The sequence below is a fragment of the Trinickia mobilis genome (genome assembly GCF_017315705.1).
Taxonomy (GTDB): domain Bacteria; phylum Pseudomonadota; class Gammaproteobacteria; order Burkholderiales; family Burkholderiaceae; genus Trinickia_A; species Trinickia_A mobilis.
Genome location: NZ_JAFLRF010000003.1, coordinates 163,142 through 180,291, shown reverse-complemented (window position 1 = coordinate 180,291; position 17,150 = coordinate 163,142). Strand labels below are relative to the sequence as shown.

Sequence of the window (17,150 nt, the reverse complement as noted above, 5' to 3'; positions counted from 1 at the left end):
ATTTGCGCTTCGGTTAGCGCGTCCCCGCGCTCACGACCTTGACGACGGAGCCGTTGTCGAGCTTGTCGGCGCCGTCGGTGACGACGCGCTCGCCCGCCTTCAAGCCGTGATCGAGGATCGCGGTGTCGTCGCCCGTCGCCGGCCCCGCCTTCACGTTGCGCAGCGCAACCTTGTTGCCCGCGCCGACGACGAACACGAAGTCGCCCGCCGCGCCGTGCTGGATCGCCGCGGTCGGCACGACGGGCACCTGCTCGAGCGTGTCGGCCTGCATCCGCGCGTTGACGAACTGATTCGGAAACAGCACGTCGCCGCCGTGTTCGAAGATCGCCTTGACCTTGACGGTGCCGGTCGTCGTGTCGACTTGATTGTCGAGCGCGAGCAGCTTGCCCGTCGCAAGCAGCGTCTTCTTGTTGCGGTCGTACGCGTAGACCGGCACCGCGCCGCGCCCCATCGCCTGATGGATCTCGCCGAGATAGTCCTCGGGCACCGCATAGACGAGCGTCGCCGGTTCCAGCGCGGTGATGACCGCGATGCCGGTGGTGCTCGTCGAGCTCACGTAGTTGCCGGGGTCGACGAGCCGCAAGCCCACCACGCCGTCGACCGGCGACGTGATCGTGCAATAGCCGACCTGCACTGCCAGATTCGCGACGTTGCCCGCGTCGGACTGCACCGTGCCCTCGTCCATCGCGACGGTCGCGACCTGCGTATCGAGCGTTTGCTGCGTGATCGAGCCCGCTTTGATCAGCACGCGATAGCGCGCCAGATCGAGCTTCGCATTGGCGAGCGCGGCGCGGTCGTGCGCGAGCGTGCCCTTCGCTTGTTCGAGCTGCGCCTCGAGCGAGCGTGAATCGATGCGCGCGATCACCTGCCCGCGCCGCACGTGCTGCCCTTCGACGAAATCGACCGAGCTCAGAATGCCGTTGACCTGGGTGATGACGGTGATCGAGCGCGTCGGCACGACGGTTGCGAGCGCATCGATATAGACGGGCACGTCGGCGAGCGTGACGGTCACCGCGCTGACCGGCGTCGCCGGCGGCGGCGGCGCTTTTTTGTGCGACGCATCGTAGAAAAAGCGGAAAACGAGCACGCCGGTCAGCAGCAGCAAAACGATGCCCGCTGCCGAGAAGATTCTCGACATTCTTCTGACACGCGCGTCGTCCAAAGGAAACCCCTTCGCAGACTGCAACGAACCGAAGCCGGCCGATGCGCTCGTGGCGCATGGTATCGCTGGTTAGGATGCCCCTTTTTGCTTTCTACATTCGTTACGTTCAACGATATGTTTGTATGCGAGCATTACCGACGAAAAGCTTTCATGCGGCGCCGGTGTCCACAGGTCCTGCAAATCACGCTATGCGAGCAACGCCGTCTCAGGAGCACAGGGAAAGCCCGCGGCGCGGAATTCGGAAATCGCTTAACTTTGCCGTTCCCGTCAGTGAGCCGATAACGGCGGCACTCGAGTTTCGCTCACTGCGACTTATGCGTCGCGGCCGTGCAGGCCGAACCACGCGGCCGCCGCCAGATTCAACTCGGCGAGCACCTCGGGCGTGAGGGCCGCGAACGGGTCGTGCGTGAGCTGCGCCGCAGACGTCAGCCGCTCGGCGCCGCCCTCGTCCGCGGCCTGTGCGATCGCGAGCAGCGCGCCCAGCGGACCGACGCCGTAGACGATCGCATCGCGAATCTCCGACACGAGGCCGAGCTTGTCGAGCGCCTCGGCCGGCGACGCCACGCCGAGCACCACGTGCACGAGCGAAAAGATGCCGGTCATGAACGCGGCATCGACGAAGCGCTCGTCGTCCGGACGCACGCGGCTCGCGGCCAACTCCATGAAGCGCGAGCGGGCGCCGGCCAATTGCACGAGCGGATCGGCGCGCCACGGCAGATCGCCGCTGTCGGCATACAGCAGCAACTGCGCCCAGCGCGCGATCTGGCGCGTGCCGGCCGCGATGATCGCCTCACGCAGCGACGCGATGCGGCGCCCGAGCCCGAACCCGCTCGAATTGACGAGTCGCAGCAATTGCACGACGACTTCCGGATTGAGCTTCAGCTCCGCTTCGAGCTCGGTCAGCTTCGCGTCGCTCGCGAGGAGCGCGAGCATGCGCAACAGCGAGCGCCGCGAGGGATCCGTGCGGCGCGCGGTCAGCACCTGCGGACGCGCGAAGTAATAGCCTTGGAACATGTCGAAGCCGAGCTGCCGCGCAAGCGCGAAGTCCTCCTGCGTTTCGACCTTCTCGGCAATCAGCGTCTTGCCGCGCGCGCGGACCGCCTCGGCGAGCGCCGCGAGCTTCGGCCGCGGCGTCTGCAGAAAATCGACCTTGACGATGTCGACGTGCTGAAGGGTCGAAAGCAACCCGCCGGACAGCTCGCACACGTCGTCGAGCGCAACCGCATAGCCCGCGCGGCGCAACTTGTTGACCCGCGCGATCAGCGGCGCGTCGAACGACACGGTTTCCAGCACCTCGAGCACGAAGCGCTCGGGCGACATCACGTGGATGATGTCGTCGAAGATCAGCTCGCGGCTGATGTTCACATAGCCGCGATGCGTGCCGAGCGCGGCCGACACCCCGATGCCGCCGATCGTGCGCGCGACGACTTGCGCGGTCGCCTGCGCGTCGCTCGTCACGAGCGCGAAATTTTGAGTGCTCGAACGAAACAGCAGCTCGTACGCCTTGAGCGCGCCGTTGCGCTCGATAATCGGCTGGCGCCCCAGGTACACGCATTCGGATGCCTGCGTCGTGCGTACGGGCGGGTTTTCGGCCATGAGTCGGTCTCAAGGAATTCAGTCAATTCGGCAGGTAAGGCTGGGTAAGCTGCCTCGGCGGCTCGTCGCGGCGCCGCGCAGCCCCGCATTGTCTCTCAAAAATTATCGATTCTGCAGACGAACCAAAACCTCAACGCGAAAGTGGGTTTGCGGCACTAAAGAAATCCAGGGCACCGCCGATATCTTGATCTGATGAGAGGCAACACGGACTGCCCAACCGGCGGCAGCCAGCCCGGCCTCTCGCGAACCCCCCGCCGGCCTTGGGGCAAGGCCCCTGGCCGGCCGCAAAGAGACTTCGCGTCGCCAACAAATACATGGAAGCGAATCGGACCCCCGCGCCCCGCCGGCCCTCCTGGCGCGCCGCCATCGACAAGTTGCGCGGCCGCTCGAGCGAGCCCGCCGGCACGCCGGGCGACGCCGCCGGCGACACGAAAGCGGCAGGCGCCGCCTTGCAGGCTCGGCTCGAAGAGACCGTCGGCGCCGTCGACTTCCTCGCGCACATCGACCTCGCCCAGCGCTTCCTCTACGTGTCCGACGCGAGCCTGCGCTTCATCGGCTACCGGCGCGAGTACCTGCAGACCATCACGCTGCACGATCTCGTGCCGGCCGGCGAAGCGGCCGCGCTCGAAGCGCTGCTCGCCCGCGCGGAGCTCTCCGGCGGCGTCGAGAAGGCGACGCTGCACCTCGTCAAGTCGCTGACCTACCCGCTCGCCGTCGAGCTGCGCGTCGTCAAGAGCAGCCACGCGGGCGTGGCGGGCTTCGCGATCGCCGGCTTCGACATCTCGGCTTGGCGCGCGGCCGAAGAGCGGCTCACCTACGAGCTGCACCACGACCGCATGACAGGCCTCGCCAATCTCTCCGGGCTCGTTCCCGCGCTCACGCGCGCGCAGGACGACGCAGACAGGCGCGGCACCTGCGCGGCGCTGCTTTTGCTCGACCTCGACGACTACCAGCGCGTGAACCGCGCGCTCGGCTACGACGCGGGCGACGACATGCTGCGCGAGACCGCGCGGCGCCTGCAGACGACCGCTTCGCAAGGCGAGACGCTCGCGCGCGTCGCGAGCGACGAGTTCGCGGTCCTGCTCACCGCGCCGAACAAAGACGACGCCACGGCCGCCGTCGAAGCGCTCGGCCGGCGCCTCATGACCGCGGTCCAGCAGCCCTACACCTTCAACGGGCAGCCGGTGCATTTGTCGGCGAGCATCGGCATCGCGCTCTATCCCGACGAGAGCCACCAGGGCCACGGCCATGGCACCGAGCACGCGCACCACGGCCAGTTGCTGCGCTGCGCCGATCACGCGCTCGCGCAGGCGAAGGCGGCGGGCGGCAACATGCTGACGTTCCATACGCCGGAGTCCGACCCGGCCGACGCCGAGCGGCTCAAGCTCGAAGCCGACCTCTACGACGGCGTGCGCAACGGCGAGTTCTCGCTGCACTTCCAGCCGATCACGACCAGCGCGACGCGCGGCGTCGTCGGCGTGGAGGCGCTGATCCGCTGGCACCACCCCGTGCACGGGCTCGTGCCGCCGTCGACTTTCATTCCGCTTGCGGAGTCGATCGGGCTCATCAACTACCTCGGCAACTGGGTGCTGAAGATCGCTTGCATGCAGGTGGTCCAATGGGACGCCCGAGGCATCCCGCTGCAATACGTGGCGGTCAACGTGTCGGCGCAGCAGTTCCGCGACCCGCGCTTCACGCAGAGCGTGCGCGACGCGATCGAGCTGACCGGGCTCGATCCGCACCGCCTCGTGTTCGAGATCACCGAGAGCCTCTTGATGCACGACCCCGCGCACGCGAAGGTGCTGCTGGAGGAGTTGACGAGCATCGGCATCCGCTTTGCCGTCGACGATTTCGGCACCGGCTACTCGAGCCTTGCGTACCTGCAACGCTTCCCGCTCGCTAAATTGAAAATCGACCGCAGCTTTGTCGAGAACCTGCTAACCTCCCGCAACGATCAAGCAATCGTTTCCGCGGTGGTCGGGCTCGCGCAGACGCTCGATCTCGAACTCGTCGCGGAAGGCGTAGAAACCGAAGCGCAGCGCGAGCTGCTCGCCGAAATGGGCTGCGACCACATCCAGGGCTGGCTCGTCTGCAAGGCGCTGCCGTCCGAGGAGCTGGCCCGGCGCTTCGAAGCGCGGACCCTCGTCCTGCATGAGAGCACCGATGCCTGATGCGCTCATTCACGACTAGCGTCTGCTGACCGGCGGCACGGCACACACTGAAATGCGTATGGGTACGGAATTGAAATTGAAACAGCCCCCTGCCTCACTTCGCTCGCTGCCCCTCGTGGGGGCGCTCAGCGTCCTTGGGGCGGCCCGGCGGATGCTGACATGGTAAAGGCGGCGCTGCTCGACAAGCTGTGGGCGCGGATGAGCGAGCGCGGGGACTTTCCGATGCTTTCGCAATCGCTGCGCACCACGATGGCGGCGATGAACAACGACGATCTGGACTTCACGGCGCTCGTGCAAGTCGTGCTGTCGGACTTCGCGCTGACGCAAAAGGTGCTGCGTCTCGCGAATTCGGCGATGTACATGGCCTTCGGCGGCAACATCACGACCGTCACGCGGGCCCTGATGGTGCTCGGCATGGATGCCGTGGGGCACCTCGTCGTGGGGCTCAAGCTCGTCGATCACTTTCATCACAGCGCGCCGCGCCGCATCGACGCGAAGCTCGAGCTGAACCGCACGATGCTCTCGGGCTGCGTCGCGCGCAAGCTCACCGAGTGGGGCGATCTGCGCGCGAGCGAAGAGGCGGTCGTCTGCACGCTGATGCGGCAGGTCGGCAAGCTCCTCGTCGTGTTCTACCTCGAAGGCGAGTGGGACCAGATCCGCCGCAAGGCCAGGGCCGAAGGCATCGGCGAAGCGGCCGCTTGCGTCGCCGTGCTCGGCGTGAGCTTCGCAGAGCTCGGGCTCGAAGCGGCCAAGCGCTGGCGGCTGCCGGACATGATCCGCGCAGGCATGGCCACGTACGAGCCCGACGCGAACGAATCGCGCGAGGTGCACTGGCTGCGCGCGATCACGAACTATTCGACTGAAGTCGCCGACGCGCTGACGGCCGCCGACGTGCCCGACCACGTGCGCGAGTCGCGCATCGCCGAGCTCGCGCATCGCTACAGCCGCCCGCTCGCGACCGATGCCGACACGCTCGCGCAGATGAGCGTCGCGCTCGCGCACGAGGAAACCGGCGACGGCGTGATGCGCGAGATCGTCGAGCTGCGCGCGAACGCCGATGCGATCGCGCGCGCGGCCGTCACGCCGGAGGCGCGCATCGGCGAAGGGCTCGAAGACTTGCGCGCGCTGCCGTCGGAGAATGCGCTCGCGCCGGTGCTCGCGCTCGCGTCGGAAACCGTGCTCGCGAGCCTCAATTTCTGCCGGACGGTCGTGTTCGTGCGGCAGGCACCGGGTGTCTTCAAGGCGCGCATGGGCTTCGGGCGCGACGTCGATACCCTGCTGCAGTCGCTGCATTTCCCCGAGGCGTTCGAGCCCGACGTGTTCCATCTCGCGATCGCCAATTCTGTCGGCATCTTCATCGAAAACGCGCACGACCCGAAGATGGTCGCGCGCCTGCCGGCCTGGTTCAAGCAGTCGTTCGACGACGCGCGCTCGTTCGTCTTGTTGCCGGTGACGGCCAATCATTCGACTGTGGCGCTCATGTACGGCGACTGGTCGCGTGATCAGGAGCCGCGCAAGATCTCGCAGCGCGAGATGAGCGCGCTCAACGAACTCGCGCGCGAGCTGGGCCGTTTCTTCGCGCACGCGCCGACGCGCGAGGTCGAAACGCTTTGATTCGACGGGGCGGCCGCTTGGCCGCGTGACCCCGCGTTCAATCCTCGAGTCGTTCCAAGCCTTGGCTATCCGCGCTGTGATCGGCGGAGGCCGCCCATGCCGCGGCGTTGAGCGCCAGCTCGGCCAGCTCGGCCGAGGTGAGCGGCGCGAGTGTCTCGCAGGCGCGGTCGAGCGCCGCCCAATCTCCGAGCTCCAGCGCTTCGACGGCCGAAAGCAGCGTGCCGAGCACGCCTTCGCGCTCGAGGATCGCCGCGCGAATATGGCGCGACAGCGTGAGATCTTCGAGCGTGTGCTCGAGCGAGTCGCCGAACACGGCGTCGACGAGCGAGAAGACGCCCGTCAGGAACGCCGCATCCGTCGTCTGCCGGTTCGCGTTCGGCAGGCGCGCAACGGCCAGCTCCATGAAACGCGCGCGCGTGGCCGCGAGCTGCAGCAGCGGATCGTCTTCGAGCGGCACCTTGCGGCCGTCCGCGTACAGCAGCATTTGGGTCCAGCGCGTGATGCGGTTGGTGCCGGTCGCGATGATCGCGTCGCGCAGCGTCGCCACCTTGCGGCCGATGCTGTACTCGCCCGAATTCGCGAGCCGCATCAGATGCATGACGAGCACCGGCGTGAGCTTCAATTCGGCTTCGAGCTGCGCGACGCTCGGGTCCGACGACAGCAGTCGCAGCAGATTGAGCAGCGCCTGACGCGGCGCGCTGGCGCGGCGGGCCGTCAGCATTTGCGGCCGCGCGAAGAAATACCCCTGGAACAGATCGAAGCCGAGCGCCTTCGCCTCCTCGAACGCGTCCTGCGATTCGACCTTCATCGCGATCAGGATCTTGCCCGCCGACTTCAGCACTTTCGCGAGTTTCGGCAGCAGCTCGGGCGAGCAGCGGCTGAAATCGATCTTGACGGATTCGGCGTAGGGCAAAAGCTTCGCGAACGTCGCGTCGGGCTGCACGACTTCGTCGAGCACGAAGCGGTAGCGCTTCGCGTGCAGTTGGACGAGCCGCCCGAGCAGCGCGGCGTCCACCTCGATATCGGGCGGCAGCTCGAACACGAAGCGTTCGTTCGGAATCAGCGTGATCGCATCGGCGAGCAGCATCGCGCGGCTCGCGTTCAGATAGCCCTTGTGGCCGCCGAGCGCGGCGCGCACGCCGAATTCGCCGATCGTGCGGATGATGACCTGGGCGGTGGCGTTGTCCTCGTCCTCGATTTTGGCGTGATTTTGGACATCGCCGCGAAACAGCAGCTCGAAGCCGCGCAGCATTCCGTCGCGATCGAGCAACGGCTGCCTGCCCAGGTGCGCAAAACCTTCGGGAACCCGGGATGGAGCGCCGGCCCCGGCAGGACCGGCGTCGGAATGCAGCGTGGGCCCGTCCCTGGTTTCCATCTCGAATGTCCCTCGCACGTACGCTTGATATCTTTTACTAAGGCGTCTTTTGTCGGAATCCCGGCCGGATTCCGTCTCGAATTTGCGGGTGATTATACGATGGCGAGCGTGGGGCAGGTGCTGACTTGGACGGTTGCTCGACAGCGTCGAATAGATAAGGCTTGGGGCCTGGCGTATCGTCGCAATGACAGATTTGCGGCATGCCAAGCGCAACAACAATCAACCCACAAGCGCAGCAAGCGTCTGCTGCGTAGTCTCCACGACCATCAACCCCGCCCGCAGGCCAGGTTTGACCGAAGGATTCGGAAACACAATCCGCTCCTCATCGTGCCAGACCGTATAACGGTATTCCCCATCCCGCGCGAGCAACGTGCCCTTGGCGAACGCCGTGAAGTTCGGCACGTCGGCAGCCACGTGCAATTCGAGCTGATCGCTCTGCTTGGTAATCTGACCGATCACCGTAAACACGCGCGGCATCGGCGCATCCTGAGCGTCCTCTGCCCCCGACACCATCTGCCGCACCGCGCTATCCGCGCCGGCAAACCGCGTCAAGTCGTTCTGGCCGAACGGTCTCACTTTCCCAAGCTCCAGCGTGCAAGCCTGCGCGCCGCACGTTCGCCCGGTGAAATGCGAGTACGTATTGCCCTTGGCCGTATGCAGCAGCACAGCGGCAATTCGCGCATCGCGCAGCCACTCGAACATGGCCCGCGACAGCGGCACCCCCGTATGCGGCAGCAGCGCAAACTGCTCGAACACCGACGCACGAATGGCCGTGTGCATATCGATGTGCCAGCGCGCGTCGGCGGCGCTGGCGGCACGTGCAAAGAAATCACGCGCCGCCTGCTCGAGCGTCGCCGCGCGCGGCGCTTCGCGACTTTGCGGCAATTGCGCATGCTTGCCGCTGAACAGGCGGTTTAGATCGTCATCGACATAGCGGCACGACGTACGCATCGCATCGAGGTTGCCGAGCACGATCAGCAAGCGGCAAGCGAGCGGCAGCGCCCCGCTCGCGATATCGCGCACGATCAACGACAGCAGTTCGATCGGCGCCGTTTCGTCACCGTGAATACCCGCCGATACGAGCACGCTGCGCGTCTTTTCATCGGTGGCCGACGGCTCCAGTTGCAGGATGCCGTCGTCGAGCCACGCGGCGCGCACGCCGTTCGCGCACGTCAGCGCTTCCTGCCCGGCAGCGGGCCGCCGGCCCGCGAGCGTGAACGCCAGGAAATCTGCGGTGAGACCCGGCGTGCCGCGCTCAGCGCTGGAAGTCATAGAGCGAGCCCAAGCCGAGGATTTGCGTCAGTTCGTCGAGCGCGGTGCGCGATTGAACGAGCAGGCTCGGATCGGCCAGGTCGGACGGCGTCAGGCGGTCGCGGTAGTGCGTTTCGATCCAGGCATCGAGCCGGCCGAACAGCGTGTCGTCGATCCAGACACCGGGTTTCACCGCCGCACGCTCCGGTTCGTTCAACACCACGCGCAGGCGCAGGCACGCCGGGCCTCCGCCGTTCTTCATGCTCTCGCGCAGATCGAAGACGAGCAGATCGTCGATCGGGCCCGAGCCGCTCATGAGCCGGTCCAGATACTCGGCCACGCGCGGGTTCTCGCGGCACTCCTGCGGCACGACGAGCGCCTGCTTGCCGTCCGGGCGCGTCAGCAACTGGCTGTTGAACAGATACGAGGACACCGCATCGGCCACGCTCACCTGCGCGTCCGGCACCTCGATCACGTTGAACGCGGCGCCCTGCTTCGACAGTTGCGTGCGCAACTGATCGTAGACGGCGCTCTGGTCGACGAACGCGCGCTCGTGGCAAAAGAGCGTTTCGCGATTGCCGACTGCGATCACGTCGTTGTGGAATACGCCTGCGTCGATCACGTCGGGGCTTTGCTGCGCGTAGACGGTCGCCGTGTCGTCGAGGCCGTGCCGCTGCGCGACCGCGCGGCTCGCTTCGAACGTCTGGCGCGCCGGATAGCGCTTGGGCTCCGGCCCGCGGCGGTACTCGCTGCGTCCATAGACGAAGCATTCGACGCCGCGCTTGCCGTACTCCGCGCAAAACCGCGTGTGGTTCGCCGCGCCCTCGTCGCCGAGCGCGGGCGTGCCCGGCAGGGCGTCGTGCACGGCGAAGCGCGCTTCGTCGGCGAAGATCGCGCGCAGCGTGCGGCGCGTCGCTTCGTGCTCGATCGCGCGATGCAGCTTGCTCGTGAGATTGGCGGGCGTGAAGTGGACGCGGCCGTCGTGCGTATCGGCCGACGGGCTCACCGTCGCCGCATTGGCCGTCCACATCGCCGAGGCCGAGCTCGCGGCCGCCAGCAGCTCCGGCGCTTCCTTCGCCGCGCGCTCGATCACGCGCGTCTCGTTGCCCGAGAACCCGAGCTCGCGCAACAGGCGCAGCGACGGACGCTCCTGCGGCGGCAGCACGCCTTGCAGGAAACCGAGGTCGGCAAGCTGCTTCATCTTGCGCAAGCCTTGCTTGGCCGCCGCCTTCGGATCGGCAACCGACTTCTCGTTGTTCTGCGAGGCCACGTTGCCGAACGAGAGCCCTGCGTAGTTGTGCGTCGGACCTACGAGTCCGTCGAAATTGGCTTCCCGAGCTTCCATAGCCAGTCCTTAGAAGTGAAGGCCCGGCGAGACGCTCGCGGGCATTTGCAGTTGCGCGCTTTCGACCGAGGCCATCGGGTACGCGCAGTAATCGGCTGCATAGTAGGCGCTTGGGCGATGGTTGCCCGAGCGTCCGGTGCCGCCGAACGGCGCGGCAGACGACGCTCCGTTGGTCGGCCGGTTCCAGTTGACGATGCCGGCGCGGATCGTGCGCTGGAAATGCGTCCAGGCGGCTTCGTCGTCGGCGAGCAAGCCAGCCGAGAGGCCGTAGACCGTGTCGTTCGCGCGCTCGATCGCTTCGTCGAAGCTCGCGTAGCGGACGATTTGCGCCAAAGGCCCGAAGTGCTCCTCATCGGGCAATTCGCTTAGCGCCGTGACATCCAGAATCGCCGGGCTCACGAAGCCGAGCTGCGGGTCGCGCTGTTCCATCTTCAAGAGCGCCTTTGCACCGCTCTCGATCAAACGGCTTTGCGCCTGAACCAGCCGCGACGCCGCGCGCGCCGACACCACCGCGCCCATGAACGGCTGCGGATCGGCGTCGTACAGGCCGTACGCGATCCGCGAACTCACTTCGGTGAAGCGCGCCAGGTAACGCTCGCCGAATGCGTTGTCCGGCACGAAGATGCGGCGCGCGCACGTGCAGCGCTGTCCTGCCGACAGGAACGCCGACTGAATCGTGTGATGCACGGCCGCATCGATGTCCGCGACATCGGCGACGACGAGCGGATTGTTGCCGCCCATCTCGAGCGCGAGCACGATTTCCGGGCGTCCGCCGAACTGCTTGTGCAGGAGCGTGCCGGTATCCGAGCTGCCCGTGAAGAAGAGGCCGTCGATCTGACGGTGATTCGCGAGCGCGATGCCCGTGTCCTTCTCGCCCTGCACGAGATTGAGCACGCCCGCGGGCAAGCCGGCATCGCGCCACACCTCGACCGTTGCGCGCGCAACGTCCGGCGCAAGCTCGGACGGCTTGAACACGACCGCGTTGCCCGCGATCAGCGCCGGCACGATGTGCCCGTTCGGCAAGTGTCCCGGGAAGTTATACGGCCCGAACACGGCGACGACGCCATGCGGACGGTGGCGCAGTACCGCTACGCCATCGGCCATCGGTGCGCGCTTCTCGCCGGTGCGCTCCTGATACGACGTGATCGAGATCTCGACCTTGGCCGCCATCGTGGCGACTTCGGTGCGCGCTTCCCACAGCGGCTTGCCGGTCTCGCGGCCGATCGCGTGCGCGATCGCTTCCTTGCGTTCGATCAGCACAGCCGCGAAGCGGCGCGCGATGGCGCAGCGCGCTTCGAAGCTCGTCGCGGACCACTTCGCGAATGCGCGGCGTGCGCTCTTCACCGCACGGTCGACGTCGTCGGCCGAGGCGCTCTTGCCTTCCCACACGGTCGCGCCCGTGCCCGGATTGCGCGACGAAAAAGCGGGTCCGCTCGCGGCGGCCCATTCGCCGTCGATAAAGAGTTCAGTCATGGTCATCTCTGCTGTTTAGATGTGAATGCGCCCCCACCCTGGCGCTTTGCGCCAGGCCCCCCGAGGGGGTCAATCCCCCAAGGGGACTTCCTGTCGGGCGAAGAACTTGGGGCGGCCCGGCGTTCTCTTGAGAGCGGCAACACACGCACGGGGTCGCCGGCTTTGACGTTGAGCGCGGCAGCTTCTTCAGCCGTCAAACGGAACACGCCGTCATCCACGATTCCTGCCGCAACGCCGACACGGAAGCCGCCAAGCGACGTATTCGACACGAGCGAGCGCGGCGCGTCGTCGCCGGCGGGCGCGGCGCCGATCTCGACCGGCACCACGGCGCTCTCGCGCACCGTGCGCAAGTCCGAGACATGGCATTCGAGGACGGGGCCCGCGTCGAAGATGTCGACGTGGTTCTGATAGCGCAGCCCTTCGGCTTCGAGCATCTTGCGTGCCGGCGCCGTGTCGCGATGCGTGACGCCGACGCAGTCCTGCGCCTCCTGCGGCAGCAAGTCGACGTACACCGGATAGCGCGGCATCAGTTCCGCGAGAAACGACTTGCGGCCGTGCGCGCTCAGATAATCGGCCGCGTTGAAATCGATCTGATAGAAGTGCGAGCCGACCGCGCGCCAGAACGGCGACGTGCCGTCCTCGTCGAAATGCCCGCGCAACTCGGCGCAGATGCGCTCCGGAAAGCGGTCGCGGAACTGCGCGATGAACATGAAGCGCGAGCGCGAAAGCAAGCCGCCGACGCCGCCCGTCCGATAGCGCGGGCTCAGGAACAGCGAGCACGCCTCGGCGTAACCGGTGAGGTCGTGCGAAATGTTGAGCGCCGACATCTTGGTCCACACGCCGAGATCCTGGCTCGCGTGCACGACCGTGCTCACGCGGTAGTTGTAGAACGGCTGCTCGAGGCCGACTTGCGTCTCGATGCCGCAGACGCCCGCGACATCGCCCGTCGCCGTGTCTTCCATCACGAAGAAGTAGCCCGCCTCGTGAGGCGCAGCACGCCCGTCCATCGTCTTTTGCGAGCGTGCGATGCGCGCGGCGAGCGCGTCGCGATCGGGTTTGAACGTGGTGAGACCCGGGCCGGTCTCCTGCGCGAGCGAGACGAGCGCGTCCACATCGCTCGGCTTGACGACGCGAACGACGATCATGGTCCAACTCCTTGAGGGTTATCCGTGCCGGTTTCGCTGTCGACGTCGAGCTCACGCTGATGCAGCCGCACGCAGCGCACCGTGTCGCCGTCCTGCACGCCGAGCGCGGCGCGCGCCGCGCTCGCGAGCGGCGCGCCCGCTGCACGTTCGTGCGGCAGCTCGGCCAGCACGCAGCGGAAGTCGCCCGCACGGTTGCTCGAAACGAGGTAGGTCGTGGCCGACGCAGTGGCCGACCGAGCGTCCGCCGCCGCGATCTCGTGCACGACGCGCGCTTCGTTGCGCGCGACGCACGCGCTGCGATCGACCTGCGCCGTCAACACCGGGCCGGCATCGAAGATATCGACGTAGCGATCCGGCTCGAAGCCTTCTTCGAGCTGAATGTCGTAAGCGAGGAGCGCGTGCTCGTCCGGCTCGCCGAGCACGCGCTGCGCCGCTTCAGGCAAGAGCGGCACGTAGAGCGGATAGCTCGGCATCACCTCGGCGATGAACGTGCGGCTGCGTCCGCCCGAGGCGACGTCGACATCCGCGAAGTTGCGGCCGAAGAACTTGCGCCCGACCGCCTCCCAGAACGGCGATACGCCGTTCTCGTCGGTCACGCCGAGCAGCAGCGAAAACACTTCCGGCGTGAAGCGCTTGCGGTTCGCGGCGATATACATCATCCGCGCGCGCGACATCAGGTGCGCGGCCGCATCGCCGCGCAGCGACGGGTCGATATAGAAGCCCGCGAGGCGGCTCATGCCGGTCAGCTCGTGCGACATCGTCAGCGCGTGAATCTTGCGGTTCACGTGCAGCTCGCGCGACGCGTGGATCAGCGCGTCGTTACGAAACGCGTAGAACGGCTCCGAGTAGCCCGCCGCGGCGACGATGCTCGCCGTGCCGAACAGCTTGCCGCTCGCACCGTCCTCGAGCACGAAGAGATAAAACTCCTCGCCCGGAAAATCGACTTCCGCGCGAAACGAGTCCTCGGACAGCGCGACGCGCGCCTCCAGCGCCTTCCTGTCATGCGGCAGCGAGTGCAGCACGGGCTGCGCGGTGCGCGCCATGTGTTCGAGCGCATCGAGATCGGACAGTCTTCCCGGGCGTACGTAGAGCATCATCGTTCCAGTGTTTGAGTGGATCGCGCGTTGCATGGGGCGCGCCATCGAATCCGTTACTTGGCGTGCGCTTCGCTCGTCGCGCCGACCACTTCCTCGATCGCCTTCGCAAGACGCGCGAAGCCTTCGTCGATGTCGGCCTGCGGGATGATCAGCGACGGCGCGAAGCGCAGCACGTTCGGGCCGGCGATCAACAGCATCGCGCCGTGCTTGGCGGCCGCGTTCACGAAGTCCTTCGCGCGGCCTTCGTATGCGCTCGTCAGCTCGGCGCCTATCAGGAGACCCTTGCCGCGCACTTCCGTGAAGATGCCGAAGCGCTGGTTCAGCTCGGCGAGCTTCGCCTTGATCGCCGCGCTTTTCGTTTGCACGCCTTCAAGCAGCGCCGGTGCGCTGACCAGCTCGACGACCTTGTCGGCGATCGCAGCACCCAACGGATTGCCGCCGTACGTCGTGCCGTGCACGCCGACCTTGAAGTGCGCGGCGATTTCCTTCGTCGTCAGCATCGCGCCGATCGGGAAGCCGTTGCCGAGCGACTTGGCCGTGGTGAGGATGTCCGGCGTCACGCCCGTATCCATGTAGGCGTAGAAATGACCCGTGCGGCCGACGCCCGTTTGCACCTCGTCGAAAATCAGCAGCGCGCCGTGCGCGTCGCACGCTTCGCGCAGCGCGCGCAGGAACGCGGGATCGGCCGGAATCACGCCGCCTTCGCCCTGGATCGGCTCGACGATGACCGCGCAGGTCTTCGGGCCGATGGCCTGCCTGGCCGCTTCGACGTCGTTGTACGGCAGGTGGAGGATGCCGGCCGGCTGCGGGCCGAAGCCTTCCGCGTATTTCGGCTGGCCGCCCACGCTGACCGTGAAGAAGGTGCGCCCGTGGAACGACTGCGTGAACGACACGATCTCGTACTTGTCCTCGCCGTGACGCTCGACCGCCACGCGGCGCGCGAGCTTGAGCGCCGCTTCGTTCGCTTCGGCGCCGGAGTTCGCGAAGAACGCGCGGTCCGCGAACGTCAGGGCTTCGAGGCGCTTGGCGAGGCGCAGCACCGGCTCGTTCGTGTACGCATTGCTGACGTGCCACACCTTCTCGCCCTGCTCGCGCAGCACGCGCAGCAGTTCCGGATGCGAGTGCCCGAGCGCCGTCACCGCGATGCCGCCGGTGAAGTCGATATAGTCGCGGCCCTGCGTGTCCCAGACGCGCGAGCCCTCGCCGCGGTCCGGCACGAAGGCGGCGGGCGAAAACACCGGCACCATGACTTCGTCGAAGGTCTGGCGGTTCACAGTCAGGTCGTTCATGGCTAATCCTCGTTGGGCAATGTCAGTAGTGTAGGAAACGATGCGTAGCGCGTCTTGCGCATACGCGACGCAAACTATCGGGGTTCAAGTCACACGATTCATGGTTCATCCGGGCGCTCGATCATCGCGCCCGCGCGCGGCTCGCCCGCGTGTCCTTTCGCGGCGCCGGCGCCCTCGCCGCCGTGCTGCTTTTCGATCCAGTTGCGGCGGTCCTCGCGCGGCGTCACGCCGAAGCGCTCGCGATAGGCGTTCGAGAAATGCGCCGCCGACGAAAACCCGCACGCCAAGCTGACCTGCACGACCGATTTGCTCGTGCGCTGCAGTTGCGTGCGCGCTTTCAGAAGACGCAATCCGAGGTAGTACTTCGACGGCATCGAACCGAGGTATTGGCGAAACAGGCGTTCGAGCTGGCGGCGCGACACGCCGACCAGCCCCGCGATTTCATCGGTCGTCAGCGGATCTTCGATGTTCGCTTCCATGAGGAGCAGCGCATCGTTCAGGCGCGGATGCCGCTCGCCCGGCGCGGTGACGAACGGAATGCGCTGGCGCTCTTCGCCGGCCCGCAACACGCCGACGCCGAGCGCATCGGCGATCCGCTCCGCCAGCTCCGGCCCGTGATCGCGGCCGATCATCGCGAGCATGAAGTCGACGGTCGCCTGGCCGCCCGCGCAGGTTGCGCGATCGCGGTCGATTTCGAAGATCTGCTGCGTGACGATCGAGCGCTCGAACTGCTCGGCGAACTGCTGATAGGTTTCCCAGTTGACGCTCACGCGATAGCCGGAGAGCTGCCCCGCCATCGCGAGCCACCAGACGCCGTGATGGATGCCGGTGACGAGCGGCGTGCGCTGCCCCACGCGCGCGAGGCTGGCGAGAAAGAGGCGGTAGTCGGCGAACTGCTGGAAGCGCTCGGAGACGAGGATCAGCCAGTCGCAGGCGATGCCGTCGTTGAACGCGGTGTCGGCGGGCCATTGCGCGCCGCCCGAGAGCGACACGGGCCGCCCGTCCCACGAACAGACTTGCCAGCGGTACAAGAGGCGCCCGTCGATCTCGTTGGCGAGCGTGAGCGCATCGACGATCGGCCCCACACCCGACATCGACACAGGCGGCAACGCGACGATCGCCACTTGCGTCGCGTGTGCGGGGCTGGCGGGCCGAACCATCAGTTGGACGGCAGAAGAACGGCTGCGGCCGTGCGAACGGGCACGCCGCCTACTTCAGGCTGCCCGAGAGGAACTGCTTCAGGCGCTCGCTGGTAGGCTGCGTGAGCACGATCTTCGGATCGCCCTGTTCCTCGGTGCGCCCTTGGTGCAGGAACATCACGTGGTTCGACACATTGCGCGCGAAGCCCATCTCGTGCGTCACGACGATCATCGTGCGGCCCTCCTCGGCGAGCTTCTGCATCACCTTGAGCACTTCGCCGACGAGCTCCGGATCGAGTGCCGAAGTCGGCTCGTCGAACAGCATCACGTCGGGGTTCATCGCGAGCGCGCGCGCAATCGCGACGCGCTGCTGCTGGCCGCCCGACAAATGCGACGGATACTGCTTCTCGACGCGCGGCGCGAGACCCACCTTCTCCAGATACTGGCGCGCGCGCTCCTCGGCTTCGCGGCGCGGCATGCCGAGCACGTGGAT

At 66.8% G+C, this 17,150-nt stretch carries 12 protein-coding genes and 1 pseudogene; 2 read left to right on the top strand and 11 right to left on the bottom strand.

The window, feature by feature from the left end; genetic code table 11:
- Window positions 1-13 precede the first annotated feature (13 nt).
- Window positions 14-1,138 (bottom strand): efflux RND transporter periplasmic adaptor subunit, encoded by a 1,125-nt coding sequence (locus J3489_RS05840; protein ID WP_206996764.1) that lies wholly within the window; start codon window positions 1,136-1,138, stop codon window positions 14-16.
- A 336-nt stretch (window positions 1,139-1,474) separates the two neighbouring features.
- Window positions 1,475-2,758 carry an EAL and HDOD domain-containing protein gene (locus J3489_RS05835; RefSeq protein WP_206996763.1) on the bottom strand — a complete coding sequence of 428 codons (1,284 nt, stop codon included), beginning with the start codon at window positions 2,756-2,758 and terminating at the stop codon, window positions 1,475-1,477.
- A gap of 314 nt (window positions 2,759-3,072) precedes the next feature.
- Here J3489_RS05835 and J3489_RS05830 point away from each other — a divergent pair, with 314 nt between their 5' ends.
- Window positions 3,073-4,929, top strand: coding sequence for a putative bifunctional diguanylate cyclase/phosphodiesterase (locus J3489_RS05830; RefSeq protein ID WP_206996762.1), 1,857 nt, complete (start codon window positions 3,073-3,075; stop codon window positions 4,927-4,929).
- A gap of 159 nt (window positions 4,930-5,088) precedes the next feature.
- On the top strand, window positions 5,089-6,543 hold the full coding sequence (locus J3489_RS05825; RefSeq protein ID WP_206996761.1) for an HDOD domain-containing protein: 1,455 nt from the start codon (window positions 5,089-5,091) through the stop codon (window positions 6,541-6,543).
- 37 nt (window positions 6,544-6,580) lie between these two features.
- On the opposite strand, the gene J3489_RS05820 is transcribed toward J3489_RS05825, so the two are convergent.
- From J3489_RS05820 to J3489_RS37415, 9 genes and pseudogenes are all read right to left on the bottom strand, one after another.
- Window positions 6,581-7,918, bottom strand: a complete 1,338-nt coding sequence (locus J3489_RS05820; RefSeq protein ID WP_206996760.1) for an EAL and HDOD domain-containing protein — start codon at window positions 7,916-7,918, stop codon at window positions 6,581-6,583.
- A 219-nt stretch (window positions 7,919-8,137) separates the two neighbouring features.
- Entirely contained in the window at window positions 8,138-9,190 is a 1,053-nt protein-coding gene (astE, locus tag J3489_RS05815) for a succinylglutamate desuccinylase (RefSeq protein WP_206996759.1), read from the bottom strand.
- The gene (astB, locus tag J3489_RS05810) at window positions 9,174-10,514 is read right to left on the bottom strand and encodes an N-succinylarginine dihydrolase (protein ID WP_206996758.1); all 1,341 of its coding nucleotides are present in this window, start codon (window positions 10,512-10,514) and stop codon (window positions 9,174-9,176) included. The genes astE and astB overlap by 17 nt, the downstream gene beginning before the upstream one ends.
- A gap of 9 nt (window positions 10,515-10,523) precedes the next feature.
- Window positions 10,524-11,987: a succinylglutamate-semialdehyde dehydrogenase gene (gene astD, locus J3489_RS05805; RefSeq protein WP_206996757.1), complete on the bottom strand. Its 1,464-nt coding sequence runs from the start codon at window positions 11,985-11,987 to the stop codon at window positions 10,524-10,526.
- A 131-nt stretch (window positions 11,988-12,118) separates the two neighbouring features.
- Window positions 12,119-13,132, bottom strand: a pseudogene (astA, locus tag J3489_RS05800) (arginine N-succinyltransferase); the annotation flags it as partial.
- Window positions 13,129-14,226 carry an arginine/ornithine succinyltransferase subunit alpha gene (gene aruF, locus J3489_RS05795; RefSeq protein WP_206996948.1) on the bottom strand — a complete coding sequence of 366 codons (1,098 nt, stop codon included), beginning with the start codon at window positions 14,224-14,226 and terminating at the stop codon, window positions 13,129-13,131. The pseudogene astA and the gene aruF, both read right to left, overlap by 4 nt.
- 56 nt (window positions 14,227-14,282) lie before the next feature.
- Window positions 14,283-15,518 (bottom strand): aspartate aminotransferase family protein, encoded by a 1,236-nt coding sequence (locus J3489_RS05790; RefSeq protein ID WP_206996755.1) that lies wholly within the window; start codon window positions 15,516-15,518, stop codon window positions 14,283-14,285.
- A 98-nt stretch (window positions 15,519-15,616) separates the two neighbouring features.
- Entirely contained in the window at window positions 15,617-16,678 is a 1,062-nt protein-coding gene (locus tag J3489_RS05785; RefSeq protein ID WP_206996754.1) for a GlxA family transcriptional regulator, read from the bottom strand.
- Between the two features lie 49 nt (window positions 16,679-16,727).
- Window positions 16,728-17,150 (bottom strand): ATP-binding cassette domain-containing protein (locus tag J3489_RS37415; protein ID WP_242539804.1); only part of this gene is annotated, 423 nt, incomplete at its 5' end.

What these genes read in the sequence shown, in the direction of transcription:
- astE (WP_206996759.1), bottom strand. Translation starts at nt 9,190, where the DNA reads ATGACTTCCAGCGCTGAGCGCGGCACGCCGGGTCTCACCGCAGATTTC.
- J3489_RS05825 (WP_206996761.1), top strand. Translation starts at nt 5,089, where the DNA reads ATGGTAAAGGCGGCGCTGCTCGACAAGCTGTGGGCGCGGATGAGCGAG.
- J3489_RS05835 (WP_206996763.1), bottom strand. Translation starts at nt 2,758, where the DNA reads ATGGCCGAAAACCCGCCCGTACGCACGACGCAGGCATCCGAATGCGTG.
- J3489_RS05785 (WP_206996754.1), bottom strand. Translation starts at nt 16,678, where the DNA reads ATGGTTCGGCCCGCCAGCCCCGCACACGCGACGCAAGTGGCGATCGTC.
- J3489_RS05830 (WP_206996762.1), top strand. Translation starts at nt 3,073, where the DNA reads ATGGAAGCGAATCGGACCCCCGCGCCCCGCCGGCCCTCCTGGCGCGCC.
- aruF (WP_206996948.1), bottom strand. Translation starts at nt 14,226, where the DNA reads ATGCTCTACGTACGCCCGGGAAGACTGTCCGATCTCGATGCGCTCGAA.
- J3489_RS05790 (WP_206996755.1), bottom strand. Translation starts at nt 15,518, where the DNA reads ATGAACGACCTGACTGTGAACCGCCAGACCTTCGACGAAGTCATGGTG.
- astB (WP_206996758.1), bottom strand. Translation starts at nt 10,514, where the DNA reads ATGGAAGCTCGGGAAGCCAATTTCGACGGACTCGTAGGTCCGACGCAC.
- J3489_RS05840 (WP_206996764.1), bottom strand. Translation starts at nt 1,138, where the DNA reads ATGTCGAGAATCTTCTCGGCAGCGGGCATCGTTTTGCTGCTGCTGACC.
- J3489_RS05820 (WP_206996760.1), bottom strand. Translation starts at nt 7,918, where the DNA reads ATGGAAACCAGGGACGGGCCCACGCTGCATTCCGACGCCGGTCCTGCC.
- astD (WP_206996757.1), bottom strand. Translation starts at nt 11,987, where the DNA reads ATGACTGAACTCTTTATCGACGGCGAATGGGCCGCCGCGAGCGGACCC.